We start from the raw sequence: 15,236 nt of genomic DNA, 5'->3' as shown, positions 1-15,236 counted from the left end.
TAAAAGCTAACAATAAAGTTCTGTTCTAGTTATACCTTTAAATCGGCAAGGTTATGATTCAAAGTAGAAATGTGGCGATTTTGATATTTGATGATGTAGAAATTCTCGACTTTTGCGGGCCTTATGAGGTATTTGGAGTTACAGGTAAACAGAATAATTCTCAACCGTTTAACGTTTATACAGTTGCCGAACATTCAAAACCAATACTTGCTCGCAATAAATTAAGCATTAACCCACAATACGCGATCGCAAACTGTCCGCCGTCAGATATTTTGTTAGTACCCGGTGGTTTTGGTACGCGCCAACAGATGCACAACTTTGTTTTGATTGACTGGATCAGACAAAGTTATTTACACTCAGAATTATTACTATCTGTGTGTACGGGAGCTTTACTACTCGCTAAAGCTGGGTTACTAGAAAACTTAGCTGCAACTACTCATCACTTGGCTATAGATTTACTCAAAGAAGTTGCTCCTAATACGGAAATTAGAGCAGGCGATCGCTTTGTAGATAATGGCAAAATAATCCTATCTGCCGGAATCTCTGCCGGAATCGATATGTCTCTCTATGTTGTTGCCAAACTCTTAGGCAAAGAGGAAGCTATAAAAACGGCTGAATATATGGAATATGACTGGAAAAGTTAACTTTTTTGTTTATTTAGCAAATTAATTTTCAATCATCCTTGACAGTTTCCTACAGATGCCTGTTAGAATGGCTAAGGTGAAATCAATGGGGTGTCGCCAAGTGGTAAGGCACCGGGTTTTGGTCCCGGCATTCCTAGGTTCGAATCCTAGCACCCCAGTTAAACTAAATTGCGTGCAATGATAGATAAAAATTTATTGCACCAAAACTAATGAAGGTAGATACTTCTAGCATTTTAGCCCTGGACTTTGACGGTGTAGTTTGTGATGGGCTGAAAGAATATTTTGAAACGGCTTGGCGTACTTACTGCCAAATATGGTCGCCTAGTAGCGACACGCCATCAGCAGAAATAGCTGCTAGTTTCTATAGGTTAAGACCTGTAATCGAAACAGGCTGGGAAATGCCAATACTAATTAAAGCTTTGGTAGAGGGAATTTCTGAACAGGAAATATTACATCAATGGGGAGAAATTTCTCAATTATGCCTGCAAAAAGACAAATTAATTGCCGCAGATATTGCCTTAAAACTTGACCAAATCCGCGATGAGTGGATTAGTACCGATTTAGAAAGCTGGTTGAATTTGCATCGATTTTACCCCGGTGTAGTGGAAAAAATGCAAAATGTGAGCGATCGCAACATACATATAATGATTATTACAACTAAAGAAGGGCGCTTTGTGCGTCAGTTGTTGCAACAGCAAGGAGTAGAAATACCTGAACACTGCATTATCGGTAAAGAATCCAAGCGTCCTAAGCACCAAATTTTAACAGAGTTAATGGCAGAAACTAAAGTAATATGGTTTGTAGAAGATCGGCTAAAAACACTACAAGTAGTCCAACAACAGCCTATTCTTGCCGCCGTAAAGCTTTATTTAGCCGACTGGGGATACAATGTGGCATCCGAGCGAGAACAAGCCCGTCAAACCTCCGGCATTGAGCTAATATCGCTATCGGACTTTACGCAAACCAACTTTCCTATCTGCTAACGTTGAACACACGGGCTATTGGCTACCTATGCTTGACCTTACAAAACTAGCAAATTCGATGCAAGGCATTAGCCAGCACCTAACGTTGGAAGCGGCGGCGGGTATTCAGCGTAGAAAGTTGGCGCAGCAATTACTCACCGCTGCCTACGCGCAACAGGCGGCTTTAGTAGAAAAACAAAAACAATGGCGCGATCGCATATTATTTAATGCAGCTACTCCCGTAGAACCCCTCAATACCTGTATTGATTTACCTGTACCGCCAAAAGTGCATACAGTAATTGCGACTGATGGTTCGCAAATTGCCCCCAACCATCACGAAATTGCCTATTGCTATCTGCTAAATATTGGTAGAGTCATGCTGCACTACGGGCAAAATCGCCAGCCATTATTAGATAGTTTGCCTGAAGTATTTTATCGCCCCGAAGACTTGTATGTGTCAAGGCAATGGGGAATTCGGACTGAGGAATGGATGGGTTACAAACGTACCGCTTCAGAAACCGTAGTTTTGGCAGAATTAGCCGGAAATGCGCCGATGTCTGTGCCAACATTGGCAATGGTTGATGGATCGTTGATTTACTGGTTTTTAGAACAATTACCTCACGAAGCGCGCGATCGCATTTTGCCACCAATTATTGATGCTTGGGATCGGATGCAGGAATTTGGCATTCCAATTATGGGTTATCTTAGCGCCACAAGAAGCGGGGAAGCTCTCAACTTTTTACGCTTGCAAGCCTGCATTCATGAAAACCCCGATTGTATTACCTATTGTCCTAATCAATTAGAAAAACTGCCTTGTCAGGTATTAGAACCGCTTAAAGACGCGGCATTGTGGACAATTGAGCTAAAACCTGGGCAACGTAGCGCTTTTTGGCGAAGTTCGGCGCGAATTACTGAATCTTACAATACTCATAGTATTTACTTTTGCTACGTCCATGTCGGTACAGAAATCGCTCGAATTGAATTACCAGCTTGGGTAGCTGAAGATTCGGTACTTTTAGAGCAATCTTTGGGCTTGATGTTGGCACAGGTGCAAAAAGGCTATGGCTACCCCGTAGCACTGGCTGAGGCGCACAATCAGGCAGTAGTACGAGGAGGCGATCGCGCGAGTTTCTTTGCGCTGTTAGAACAGCAAATGATTAAAGCCGGGTTACAAAATGTAGCGATTTCCTACAAAGAAGCCCGAAAACGCGGCAGTATTGCCTAAAGAAGTGGGAATTACCAATTACCCATTACCAATTACCCATTACCCCTTTCTACTGCGGCTCTTAAATTGCCCTGATGTGTAGATAATAAGCGAGCGCTTGCTTCTTTGTCTAAACCCGTCCAGTGCATAGCTAGAGCAAGTTTGACCGATTTACCGCTTTGTTCGAGCAATAAATCTGCTTGTTCAGGGTTTAAGGTCGTTAAATCTTGTAGCATTCTGATTGCGCGATCGCGTAATTTTTTATTAGTTACTGCTACATCAATCATCCGGTTGCCGTAAACTTTGCCTAGCTTTACCATTACCCCTGTAGATAAAATATTTAAGGCAAGTTTTGTCGCCGTACCAGCTTTAAGCCGTGTAGAACCTGCAACAATTTCCGCACCAGTCAAGAGCCGAATGTCAATATCTACGGGGATACTTACTTGTTCTACAGGTACGCAAGCGATAAAAATAGTAGTTGCGCCGCTTTGCCTTGCCGCTTGCAAAGCGCCGTGTACATAAGGTGTAGTTCCTCCGGCGGTAATTCCTACTACTACATCTAGTTGGGTAATTTGATGCACTGCGATCGCACTTGCACCATCTTCGGCGCGATCTTCCAAGTCTTCAGAACTCTTTAGCAAAGCCCCCGCACCCCCCGCAATAATACCTTGTACCAATTCTGGCGGAGTGCAAAAAGTTGGCGGACATTCCGCCGCATCTAATACGCCCAATCTACCGCTCGTACCCGCACCAATGTAAAATAACCTCCCACCTTTGCTTAAAGCCGCCGCCGTACGCTCGATAGCCTCCGCTAGGGGGATTTTTGCTGCGGCGACGGCGGAAGTCGCCTTTTCATCTTCGCGGTTAAATAACTCGACAATTTCTAGACAACTTAGCTTGTCTAAGTTTTGACTATGAGGATTAACTTGCTCAGTTAGTAAGTATCCCCGATCTGAATTAGTCATTTACAGCAATCCCTCAAACTGGCGGCGAATCCTGTCTAATTCTGCATCGTCGTCGGTTATTTCTTTGTCGTCTGGTGAGGGATTTTTACCTTCTTCTTTCCAGTCGGTATCTTCAACATTGCTTTCGGGTGGTACAGCTAAAGCGCCGTCGGGTACAAGTTCCCAATCGTAGCCAGCACCATTACAAAATTCTTCTACTTCGTCGCTATCCATCCTTTCTACCGTAGCTGGAGGAAAGTCTTGGGCTTCTAACATGAGTGCAAAGCGAGTAGCATCATCCTCTGATTCAAACATCAATAGCTTATTGCGATCGCCTACTTGAATTGTATGGATACCCTCGTTTTCGGTACGAGCATTAAATAATAAAACGAATACGCGCATAGGTGCGACCATGTTTAGTTTCGATCCTCAATTACTCATTTTTCAGGTTTCACCATTCTCTACCATAAAGAACTAGCGCTAACTTAAATTAATTTTTTGCAACTACTTATAATAAATTAGCGTCCTTAGCTTCTATCCTAGGCGATCGCGCCATTAAGAATTTTTTGTACCCCTTGCCGTAGGAACACAGCAGTTGTAACATCTATTGATTCGGTTACTTTTGCTAATTGTGAGGTGGAATGACGAAATTATCGGCAGAAGTCCATAGCAAAAATAAATATAATTCCCGTCAGCGTTTCTGGTTTATGTTATTTAGACGCACAGGTATATATTTAGGTATTCCCGTTTTAATTGGAGTTGCGGGGGGTGCTTGGTGGCTGTGGGGTTTTGTGCAAGAGCAATTAGCGCCGATAATCCAAGCAAATTTAATTCAAACTTTAAATCGAGATGTTCAGCTAGGACAAGTTGAAAGAGTTTCCCTAACTAGCTTGCGTTTTGGTAAGTCTGCCATACCTGCTACAAATAAAGATCGCGATCGCGCTACGGTGGAAGCTGTAGAAGTTAAGTTTGACTTATTTCAACTAGCATTGACGCGGACTTTAAAGCTAGATATAACTCTAATTAATCCTGATGTCTATATTGACCAAGATTCAACCGGACAGTGGATTGCTACTACCATCAATACCCAAGAGAGTAAAGGAGCTTTTAAAACCCAGTTAGATAATATTCGGGTTCAAAACGCTAATGTTGTATTAGTCCCAAATATTAAAACTAAGGGCAAAAATCAAGTACAAGTCAATATAGACAATGGTTCGGCTCAACTTTTAGAAAATAACCAGTTAGTTAAGTACGATCTAAACGGTCAATTGTCAACTAATGGTAGCCTGTCGATTAGAGGCGAAACCCGTCCTAAAACTGAAGAAACAAACTTACAGCTTCGCGCTCAAGATGTTTTAGCATCAGAAGCAACTCGCTTAATTAAGTTACCTCTAGAACTCCAATCGGGTAGAGTTAGTGGCAATTTAAAAATTTACAGCAAGCCACAGCAACCAATATTATTAACTGGCGCAGTTAATTTAAGTTCTGTTACCGCCAAAGTAAAGCAACTACCCCAAGCTTTTAAGCAAGCAAACGGTAATCTGCGGTTTACTGGTACGGTGATTGGACTAGATAAAGTTACCACTAGCTACGGCTTAATTGGGCTAATAGCCAACGGAATTTTAGATACGCAGCGAGGTTACAATATTAGCGCAATTGTCCCATCGGTGACTTTAGCTAATGCTCAAAAAACTCTAAAGTTGCAATTACCCGTACCAGTAAGCGGGAATGTAAGCGCTAAGGTTCAGTTGGTGGGCGCTTTAGAAACGCCAGTATTATCCGGTACGGTAGTCAATACTAAAATCACCCGGATTGACAGAATAAATTTTAAGCAAATCCGCAGTGAATTTGCCTATGCACCCGCAAAATTAGTAATTGCTTTTAGAAATATTCAAGCAATTCCCGTCGCCGGAGGACAAGTTACCGGAAATGGGATTATTAAATTAGGGGAAACGCCACAGCTAGGATTTGATACGGTGGCGCGAAATATTCCCGGAGATGCGATCGCGCGTCAGTACAATATCTCGCCACAATTAAGACTTGGTACAGTATCGGCTAAAACTTTTGTTAGCGGCGGTATCGGTAACTTACAAACCATTGTCAATTGGCAAGCACCCCAAGCGAGTTATCCTGGTAGCGGACAAATTGTTATAAATAACGCTGATACTTTCACCTTCCGCGATACAAAGCTTTTGGTAGCAGGCGGTATAGTCCAAGCGGCGGGACAATTAAAAGGCGAAGTTTTTAGAGCATCCATAATTGCAAATAGAGTCAGGCTAGGACAACTAACTTCTGTTCCGCCAGCCTTGCAAGCGCCTTCAAGCGGTCGATTTAACGTTTTAGGTTCTACAAAGTCTTTTAAGCCAGAAACGATCTTAGCTGAAGGGGTTGGGCAATTAGCGGTGGGCGGCGGTACAGTTACAGCTACAAATATCAAGCTAAATAAAGGTAACTGGCAAGCCCTAGTTAAACCTCAAAACGTGCAGCTAGGTAGTTTAGTAGAAGTCCCAACCCAGTTAAGACAAGGCAGATTAACAGGCGTATTTCAGGCTTCTGGCACTACGGCATCATTTCAACCAAATGAGATCGCACTTGCGGGAAGTGGGCGCTTAAATATTGGCGGTGGTACAGTTACAGCTACCAATATCCAGCTAAATAAAGGTAACTATAAAGCCCTTGTTAGACCTCAAGATGTGCAACTAGGTAGTTTAGTCCCTGTACCGCCACAGTTAAGACAAGGCAGATTGACGGGTATATTTAATGCTTCTGGAACTACGGCATCTTTTGCGCCCAATGCGATCGCAGCTACGGGAATCGGACGCTTAAAGGTTGCTGATGGAACGGTTACAGCTACCAATATCAGGCTAAATAGAGGCAATTATCAAGCCCTTGTTCAAGCTGAAGATGTGCAATTACAACAAATAGTTCCTACTACTGTACCACCGCAGTTTAGAGGGAGAGCAAGCGGGGTATTTCAGGCTTCTGGAACTACCGAATCCTTTGAACTAAATGCAATTTCTGCCACCGGGAGAGGACAATTAAATGCTGCTAGTGGTAGGATTGTGGCGACAAATATTCAGCTAAATAAAGGCAATTTTCAAGCGCTTGTCAACCCCAACCAACTCCAACTAAGTCAATTTTCCCCAGATTTACGCGGCAATTTAGACGGTCAATTGCAGGTAAATGGAAATGTTGCAGCTTTCAATTTGGCAGGAGTTCGCGCCAACGGACAAGTAATATTGTCTCAAGGAGTGTCTTTAGTAACGCAACCGCTAACGGCAGACATTAAATGGGATGGCAGAAAAGTTACCGTCTTAAAAGCTACTTCTGTTGACACTATTGCTAGTGGAGTTGTTTTTGTTAATCCGCAAATTCCCGCTATTGAATCATTAAACTTGCAAGTCCAGGCAAAAAACTACGCCTTACAAGACTTACCTTTTAACCTTCCTAATACCGTAAGTTTGGCAGGAAAGGGAGATTTTGCTGGGAGAATTAGCGGTACTTTACCAACTCCCAATGTAGTAGGGGCGGTGCGGCTACGCGATTTGGTAGTAAATAAGCTGGCTTTTGAAAGAGTTTTAACCGGAAACGTACAGACTACAACGAGTAGCGGCGTGGAGTTAGATGTTAAAGGAAATAATGATCGCATTGCTCTAAACCTTGACCCTAATTATCTCCCTAATTCTTTTACTGTACAACGCGATCGCGCGATCGCAACAGGTGAAACTAACGGCGAAAATCTGTTAGTAAAGGTCGAAAACTTCCCCTTATTGGCGCTTTCCTTACGCTTGCCTAATACTGCTTTGGGTTCGCAACCTGTCGGTGGCTTGCTAACGGGAGATTTTACCGTTAATAAACAAACAATTGCCGTCGCTGGCGATGTAGCTATTTCTCAACCCGTTTTAGGTCGGCTTAAAGGCGAAGAATTTACCGGACAATTTACCTACAATAATGGCGCTGTAAGTTTAACCGATGCCCGATTTAAAATTGGTGAAAGTCTCTATGCAGCCACCGGAAGCTTTGCCCCCAATGGTTCGGGCGCTCCTCAAATCAAAGGACAACTGAAAGTTACAAATGGAAAAGTCACTGATGCGATCGCTGCTTTTCAATTAATAAGTTTACAAAATTCTAGTGGTGTATTACCAACCCCAGGAGGCGCAAATAGTCTCCGGGCTTTACCCGTAGGCTTACCCGGTGCAACTTTGCTTGCTCAATTGCGCCGCTACTCGGAAATTAATATGTTGCTACAGCTACAGCAACAAGAGCGTCGTAGCAATTCGCCCCAAATACCCAAGCTTGAAGACTTAGAGGGAATTTTTAACGCAGACATTGCAGTTAATGGCACTGTACCAAATGTATCAGTAAAGTTTGACATTGACGGTACAGACTGGAAACTAGGCAACTACTACACTGCAAATCAAGTAAAAGCAGAAGGTAGCTTAATGGGCGGTGTTTTAACTTTTGCCCCCTTACGTCTGCAATCAGACCAGTCATTAGTAGCATTTAGCGGTCAAATTGGCGGTACAAGGCAAACCGGACAATTGCAAATCAACAATTTTCCTATTGAGGCGCTCAATAGTTTTGTGAAATTGCCTGTAGATATAACAGGAAACCTCAACGCGCAAGCAACTTTAACAGGACAACTTTCTAATCCCCAAGTAATCGGCAAACTTAGTTTAGCAAACGGCACTTTAAACCAAAAAGAAATTAATAACGCAACTTCCAGCTTTGGTTATAACAACGCTCGGTTAAACTTCGATAGCACGATTAAAGTTGATAGCCCCCAACCTGTAACAATTAGTGGTAACGTCCCTCTAGCCTTGCCTTTTGTGACCGTTAAACCTGAGAGCGATCGCATTACGCTAGATATCAACGTTCAAGATGAAGGTTTGGCATTACTCAATTTATTTACTAATCAAGTAGCTTGGCAAAATGGTCAAGGCAAAGTGCAACTCCAAGTCCGGGGAACGCTCAAGCAACCAGTAGCTACAGGTGTTGCTACAATCAACAACGCCACAATTACCGCCCAAGCTTTACCGGAACCTTTGACCAATGTAACGGGGACTGTAGACTTTGATTTTGACCGCTTACAAGTTGAAAATCTCCAAGGCAATTTTTCTAAAGGTCAAGTAGTAGTTAAAGGTGTTCTCCCCATCTTTAAAAGTTTGCCACCCAATGACCCCGATTTAGCTAATCCCCTAACTTTTAACTTAGACCAACTGGCACTCAATCTCAAAGGATTGTATCGGGGGGGCGCAAGTGGTAATGTAGTCGTTTCTGGCGCTGCAAATAGTCCTGTAATTGGCGGTGAAGTGCTGTTAGCCGATGGTCAAGTATTGCTGGGTGAAAATCAAGATGCGGCAACTTCTAGCCGTCAACAAATAGCTAATTCTTTACGTCCATCTACGGTTAGTCCCGTTTCAACTTCTCCAGCATTTAATAATTTGCTATTGACTTTGGGCGATAATATTGCGATCGCTCGTCAGCCAATTTTACAATTTCAAGCAGGCGGTACGCTCACTATCAACGGCTCTTTAGACGATATTCGCCCCCAAGGTAATATTCGTTTGCGTAGTGGGGGGGTCAATTTATTTACGACTCAATTTGTCCTCTCTCGTGACTACAAAAATCAAGCAACGTTTATTCCTGATCGCGGATTAGACCCCGATCTTGATGTTCGATTGGTGGCTAGAGTTCCCGAAGTAACTCAATCAAGTCGAGTTCCATCATCTCCTATTTCCTCGGAAATTAGTGAAGCTTTGGCTACCGATCTTGGCTCTCTGCGCACCGTGCGCGTTCAAGCTAGAGTACAAGGCCCCGCTAGTCAACTCTTTGATAACTTAGAATTAACCAGTGATCCTAGCCGCAGCCAAAACGAAATTGTTGCCCTAATTGGTGGTGGCTTTGTCGATACTCTTGGACGGGGTGACAGCACATTAGGTTTAGCCAACTTAGCAGGTTCAGCAATCTTAGGCAATTTTCAAGGCACGTTCAGCCGCATTGGTAATGCTTTGGGTTTAGACGAATTGCGTCTATTTCCAACAGTCACGACTTCTGAAGAATCGCGCAGTTCAACCTTGGGGTTAGCAGCCGAAGGAAATGTCGATCTTTCGCGCAATCTTTCGGTGTCGGTGCTAAAAATACTCACCACTAATGATCCTACCCAATTTGGTTTAAGTTATCGGTTGAGCGATCGCGTCCGTATCCGAGCTTCATCAAATTTAAACGCTGAAAGTTTGGCAATTTTCGAGTACCAAAACAGCTTTTAAATTATACTTATAAGTATAGGTTTATATAAGTATAATTTGATACTCATTACTAGTTAAACTTGCCATACACAAGCACTTGAGCAACGTTACAGTAATTTTATATATGGCTAACTTCACAGTAATTTTACATAAAAATATAAATTTATAAGTTATATTTAACTTGTTGAAAAATTACGCACTAATTGAGCGATAGAAAAAAGCTTTTATTAAACAACTAATCTATTGTAGATAAGACTAATTATCTAATAACAGGCTAGGCGAATTATTTTGTCAAATTGTAAGAATAGGAAAATCATGTTTTCAGTCAAAAAACTATCAATCGCTACTGCTGGAATCGCAATTGGACTAGGAAGCATTGCACCCGTTAATGCAGCTTCTTTGTATGCAATTACTGGTTTAGATTTTCTGCCTTCAGATATCAATGATAGCGCTCAGGTAGTAGGACAACAGTATTTGTGGCAAAATGGCAATGTCACTAATCTAAATACCCTTCAGGGCGCTAACAATAGCGATCTTTTTGCTACATCTATCAATAATAAAGGTGCGATCGTCGGCGGTGGGCTGACAATCAATGAATCTACGCTGTATCAAGAAACCATACCCGATCAAGCTTTCATTTCCGACGGACTGACAATTTCTGGCTTACCCCGCGATCAAATCTGTAGTGATTTTTGTTCTCCCAACACAGCAGAAGACATCAACGATTCGGGTACAATAGCACTAAATTATGATAGTCGTGTCGGCTTAGTGCAACAAAGCGACGGCTCGACAATTGAAGCTATATTTACCAGAAGCCTTTCTAATATTGCTATCAATAATCAAGACCAAGTAATTGGTACGGGCATATATAGTGGAATTGGTATCAAGGGTACAACTAATAATAGCGGTGAGAATTTTCTTATTCCCGCTTCAACCGAGCCTGAAGATCCCTTACTCTATCTATATGGTACTACTGCAAGCGATATTAACGATTCAGGTAATATTGTTGGTAGCTCTAGCAACTCCCTTTCAAATGATGTAGAGTTTGCTACTTTGTGGGAAGATCCTACCCAAATCGGAGTTAGTTTAGGGTCATTAGGTGGTAATTTTAGCAAGGCTTTGGGCGTTAATAATTCCCAACAGATAGTTGGCGATTCCACCCTGTCAGGGGAATCTACACAACACGCTTTTTTATGGGAAGATGGCGAAATACTCGATCTCAATAGCTTGGTTGACCCCAGCGTAGGATGGGAACTTACTTCGGCGTTGGAGATTAATAATAATGGCGATATTATTGGAGTTGGTCTTTATAACGGCGTACAGCGCGGTTTTATCGCCACAGCAGTACCCGAACCAAGTTCTGTTTTGGGAGTATTAGGTTTAGGATTATTTGGTCTTAGTAATTGGCGTAAACGCAAGAAATAACCACATTGTAGAGATGTTGCATTGCAACGTCTCTATACCAAAATTAATGTATCTAAAACAACGTCTAATTTTCTATAGCACCTAAAGCTTTTAAGGTTGATTTTTGTGCCTGAGTCAATCCTTTGACCTTAGTAATTTGCATTCCTTCGTAGGGACGAGGCGATCGCATAGATAAAAAACAATTTTCCGTTTCCAGATTCCAAGCCTTAATAGTTTCGTCAAAACTGCCGCTAAAAACAATTTGCTTGGGTATAGACGCAGACATGGCGATCGCATAGACAATTCCTGTATGTCCGGTCATTTGGGTGCATTCGCAAGTTTGTAAATTCCATTGGCGAATAGTTTGGTCAAAACCCGCACTCACTAATTGCCAATTATCTGCGGTAGGGAAAGCTGTCTGCATCGGTTGATAATAAATCGAAGTAACAGGGGCGGTATGTCCCTTTAATATATGCGTACATACTCTTGTAGTGATATTCCAGACACGGATAGTACAATCGAAACTACCACTAGCTAATTGTTGACCATCAGGACTAAAAGAAACTGCCCAGATGCTATTAGTATGACCTAGCAGCGTAAAAATACATTGTCCTGTGGAAACTTCCCACACTTTAATAGTTTGGTCGAAACTACTACTAGCCAAGTGTTTGCCATCAGGACTAAAAGCTACCGCCGTTACTGACGCTGTATGTTCTGTCAAAGTTTGCAGGCATTTTCCGGTCTTCACTTCCCACACTTTGACCGTTTGGTCGTAACTAGCGCTGGCTAAATAATCGCCATCAGGACTAAAAACCACCGACCAAACCCAACTAGAATGACCCATTATAGTCCGCAGACATTCCCCAGTTTTATAGTTCCATAATTTAATAGTGCGATCGGCGCTACTTGTGGCTAAAACTTCTTCTTGAGGCGCAAAAGCCACGCTCCAAACGCGGTTAGTATGTCCTTGGATAGTTTGACAGCATTTACCTTGAGCTAAATTCCATAGCCGAATAGTTTGGTCTTCGTGTCCGCTTGCTAATAAATTACCGTCGTTACTTAGAGCGAGTGCCAAAACTGAATTAGTATGTCCGATAGTTGTGCGATCGCATTCCCCAGTTTTAATATTCCACAACGCCGTTGCGTGGTCATCTGCGCCACTAGCTAGTTGTTGATTGTCGGGACTAAACGCCACGCTCCAAACTCGGTTAGTATGTCCGATAAAAGTCTTTTGGCATTCAAGGGTTCTGACATCCCAAAGTTTGAGAGTTTGATCGTAACTGCTACTAGCCAACCATTGCCCGTTACTACTAAAACTCACGGCGGTAATTACCCCTGTATGCGCGGAAATGATGTTCAAGCATTGTCGAGTATTAACATCCCAAAACCTTAAAGTTTGGTCGTAGCCACCACTAACAAGAGTTTGCCCATCAACGCTAAAAGCAACAGTTCGCACCCAGTTTGTATGTCCTTGGAGATAATGACAGTTACCCGTTGCTAGATCCCATAAAGCGATCGCATTATCTTCAGATCCACTAGCCAGCATTCGTCCATCAGGACTAAAAGCCACTGACCACACGCGCTCAGAGTGTCCTTTCAGTACGCGGGGTGCATTTTTGATATTACTCAAATCCCAAAGCCTAATCTCTCGATCTTGACCGCTAGTAGCCAAAGTTTGCCCATCAGGACTAAAAGCTACCGTATTTACTGAATAAGTATGCCCTTCTAAAGTAGCTAGACAATTTCCAGATTTTACATCCCAAAGCTTGACCAAATAATCATCCGCCACACTTGCCAAAAGCTGCCCATTAGGACTAAATGCGATCGCCCAAGCCCAATGTATATGACCTTTGCAAATAGTTAATTGCGTGCGATCGCTAACTTGGCAGATATGAATTTTGCCGCCAGTATCGCTAGTTGCGAGTAATTGATTATCGGGGCTAAAAGCAACACCAGTAATACCGCCAAAAGTTTCCGCAAACACACAGCGATCAAATTCTGTTTGAGTAAAGTTGAATTGATGTAGTGTTACGTTGGGTAAGTAAGCTTGGCGGACAGCCAAGTAAGAATAGTCCCTAGCATCACTACGATCAGTTTGCAGATGCCAATACAAGTTAAGCAAGTTTCCCGCAGCATAACCATTTTGGTAAGCAGAGTTAGCCCGTAAAGTCCCCAGAAGTTGATCGAGATGGGCTTTAAGTAGCTGCTTATTTTCAAAGCTATTTTTTAGCGCTTCACTTACAGGTTGCAGAATTAGCCGAATTTGTGCTTCTCGGATGTAGTCTTTAGCGGAGGCTTTAATTAAGACATAGCTATTAAGTAACTGCAATTGATGATCAGCTATTTCAGTATAAAACTGTTTAACTAAGCGCTCGGTTACATACTCCATAACTAAGGGTTGCTGGGTGCAGCCAAAAGTATTAATTTCAATTAGCGATCGCTTTTGCAAAGATTCCAGCACTTCCATTAGTTCGCGCTGGGGGATTTTGGGAATGATGTCTGCGTATAATTCTTGTAACGTCACCCTTTCGCGGGCAATTGCCAACCACCGCATTATTTGCGTTTCTACGTTGGATAAGCGATCGCATTGTTGTTCGAGTAAATCCCAGATATCGCCAAATACTATAGTTCCTTGGTTAAAAAAGGCGCTAATATTACCGCCAAATAAAGATTTAATTGTAGAGGCGGCAATTTTTAGCGCTAAAGGATTACCAGCATAGCGATCACTTAATTCTTTTGCGTCGTCAAATTGCGTTAAACCAACAGATGCCAGAATTATTTGCCCGGTTTCTTGAGCAACTCCCGTAATAGAGAGTGACTTTACCGGGAGAATTTCACCTTCTCTAGCCGACAATCCAACGGGTTTTTCTCTACTTGTTAATATCAAACAACTTTGATGACGCTCATCAGCAATGCGTCTAATTAGTTGTCCGTACCCTTCATAACCTTGACGATAGTTTCCTCCTCGTTCGCCACTTTGCAAGATTGTTTCAGTATTATCAAGCACCAACAGACAGCGCGAGGAGGCGAGGTATTTAATTAATAAAGAAATTTGCTCGTCAATACTTCCAGGTTTTTCGCCTGCTTGCTGGTTAGAAACAAATAAAATTAAGTCAGATAGCAGCTTTTCAATAGCAGGTGCATTACGCAGACTTCGCCAAATTAAAAATTGAAAATCTGCTTTTACTTGTTCGGCAATTTTTACCGCCAGAGCAGTTTTACCAATTCCGCCCATACCCAAAATTGTAATCAATCGACAGCGATCGCCTACTATCCATTGTTGCAAAGTAGTTAATTCAATAATTCGCCCGTAAAACACTGAGACATCTATTGCCTCTCCCCAATCTTGACTCAAAGAAACTACAGGAGCAGGATTTATACTTTTTTGAGCCAAACGTTTAATAACTGCTTGACAATTTTGCTTATTTACTTTTTCTCCCAAACTATCAGATAGTAGCAGCCACAATTTATAACCAGTGTCTTTAATATAGCCGCAGTCATACCCAGAACCAATCGCCATTTCTTGATAAGAATGACCTTGATAAGAGCAATCCAGAACAAGGCGTTGTATCTTATTCAATTGTTTGGGTTGTACAACTTGCTCAATAAATGCGATTGCATCTTCAACAGTCATTGGCACAAGGGGGATAGGTTGGTTACTCACTACAAAGAGTATTATCTTAATTTCGGAGGCGATCGCGCTTAAATGCCAGATTATTTTAACTTTTACCTTCAAATCCCAGCAATTCCTGACAAAAAGGTGGAATAGTGCGATCGCATTTAGCTAAGTTACTGACTTTTATCTGACTTTTTACTGACCTTTTACCGAC

Annotated in this window: 8 protein-coding genes and 1 tRNA gene; 6 read left to right on the top strand and 3 right to left on the bottom strand. The window is 42.3% G+C overall.

What is annotated here, in order from left to right:
* The first annotated feature begins 53 nt into the window (after positions 1–53).
* The 4 genes from C7B70_RS02740 to C7B70_RS02725 all read left to right on the top strand — a co-directional run bounded on the left by C7B70_RS02740 (position 54) and on the right by C7B70_RS02725 (position 2,831).
* Entirely contained in the window at positions 54–644 is a 591-nt protein-coding gene (locus C7B70_RS02740) for a DJ-1/PfpI family protein (protein WP_106367544.1), read from the top strand.
* Positions 645–730: 86 nt separating this feature from the next.
* Positions 731–802: transfer RNA gene (locus tag C7B70_RS02735), tRNA-Gln, on the top strand.
* Positions 803–853: 51 nt separating this feature from the next.
* The gene (locus tag C7B70_RS02730) at positions 854–1,627 is read left to right on the top strand and encodes an HAD family hydrolase (RefSeq protein WP_106367543.1); all 774 of its coding nucleotides are present in this window, start codon (positions 854–856) and stop codon (positions 1,625–1,627) included.
* 28 nt (positions 1,628–1,655) lie between these two features.
* Entirely contained in the window at positions 1,656–2,831 is a 1,176-nt protein-coding gene (locus C7B70_RS02725; protein WP_106367542.1) for a DNA double-strand break repair nuclease NurA, read from the top strand.
* 32 nt (positions 2,832–2,863) lie between these two features.
* On the opposite strand, the gene murQ is transcribed toward C7B70_RS02725, so the two are convergent.
* A complete protein-coding gene (murQ, locus tag C7B70_RS02720; RefSeq protein ID WP_106367541.1) occupies positions 2,864–3,775 on the bottom strand; it encodes an N-acetylmuramic acid 6-phosphate etherase in 912 nt (303 codons plus the stop codon).
* Entirely contained in the window at positions 3,776–4,156 is a 381-nt protein-coding gene (locus C7B70_RS02715) for a DUF3110 domain-containing protein (RefSeq protein WP_106367646.1), read from the bottom strand.
* Between the two features lie 239 nt (positions 4,157–4,395).
* On the opposite strand from C7B70_RS02715, the gene C7B70_RS02710 reads away from it, so the two are divergent.
* Both C7B70_RS02710 and C7B70_RS02705 read left to right on the top strand, forming a co-directional pair.
* Positions 4,396–10,023, top strand: a complete 5,628-nt coding sequence (locus C7B70_RS02710; RefSeq protein ID WP_106367540.1) for a translocation/assembly module TamB domain-containing protein — start codon at positions 4,396–4,398, stop codon at positions 10,021–10,023.
* 294 nt (positions 10,024–10,317) lie between these two features.
* Positions 10,318–11,427: an HAF repeat-containing PEP-CTERM protein gene (locus C7B70_RS02705; RefSeq protein WP_106367645.1), complete on the top strand. Its 1,110-nt coding sequence runs from the start codon at positions 10,318–10,320 to the stop codon at positions 11,425–11,427.
* 64 nt (positions 11,428–11,491) lie between these two features.
* On the opposite strand, the gene C7B70_RS02700 is transcribed toward C7B70_RS02705, so the two are convergent.
* A complete protein-coding gene (locus C7B70_RS02700; protein ID WP_233220800.1) occupies positions 11,492–15,070 on the bottom strand; it encodes an NB-ARC domain-containing protein in 3,579 nt (1,192 codons plus the stop codon).
* Positions 15,071–15,236 lie beyond the last annotated feature (166 nt).

The organism is Chlorogloea sp. CCALA 695 (genome assembly GCF_003003885.1).
Lineage (GTDB): Bacteria > Cyanobacteriota > Cyanobacteriia > Cyanobacteriales > Chroococcidiopsidaceae > Aliterella.
The sequence above is the reverse complement of the archived record's forward strand: the minus strand, read 5'-3'. Positions and strand labels throughout refer to the sequence as shown.

Excerpts from the sequence above, each read along its gene's own strand:
- C7B70_RS02705 (WP_106367645.1), top strand. The coding sequence starts at position 10,318 with ATGTTTTCAGTCAAAAAACTATCAATCGCTACTGCTGGAATCGCAATT.
- C7B70_RS02710 (WP_106367540.1), top strand. The coding sequence starts at position 4,396 with ATGACGAAATTATCGGCAGAAGTCCATAGCAAAAATAAATATAATTCC.
- C7B70_RS02730 (WP_106367543.1), top strand. The coding sequence starts at position 854 with ATGAAGGTAGATACTTCTAGCATTTTAGCCCTGGACTTTGACGGTGTA.
- C7B70_RS02715 (WP_106367646.1), bottom strand. The coding sequence starts at position 4,156 with ATGCGCGTATTCGTTTTATTATTTAATGCTCGTACCGAAAACGAGGGT.
- C7B70_RS02740 (WP_106367544.1), top strand. The coding sequence starts at position 54 with ATGATTCAAAGTAGAAATGTGGCGATTTTGATATTTGATGATGTAGAA.
- C7B70_RS02725 (WP_106367542.1), top strand. The coding sequence starts at position 1,656 with ATGCTTGACCTTACAAAACTAGCAAATTCGATGCAAGGCATTAGCCAG.
- murQ (WP_106367541.1), bottom strand. The coding sequence starts at position 3,775 with ATGACTAATTCAGATCGGGGATACTTACTAACTGAGCAAGTTAATCCT.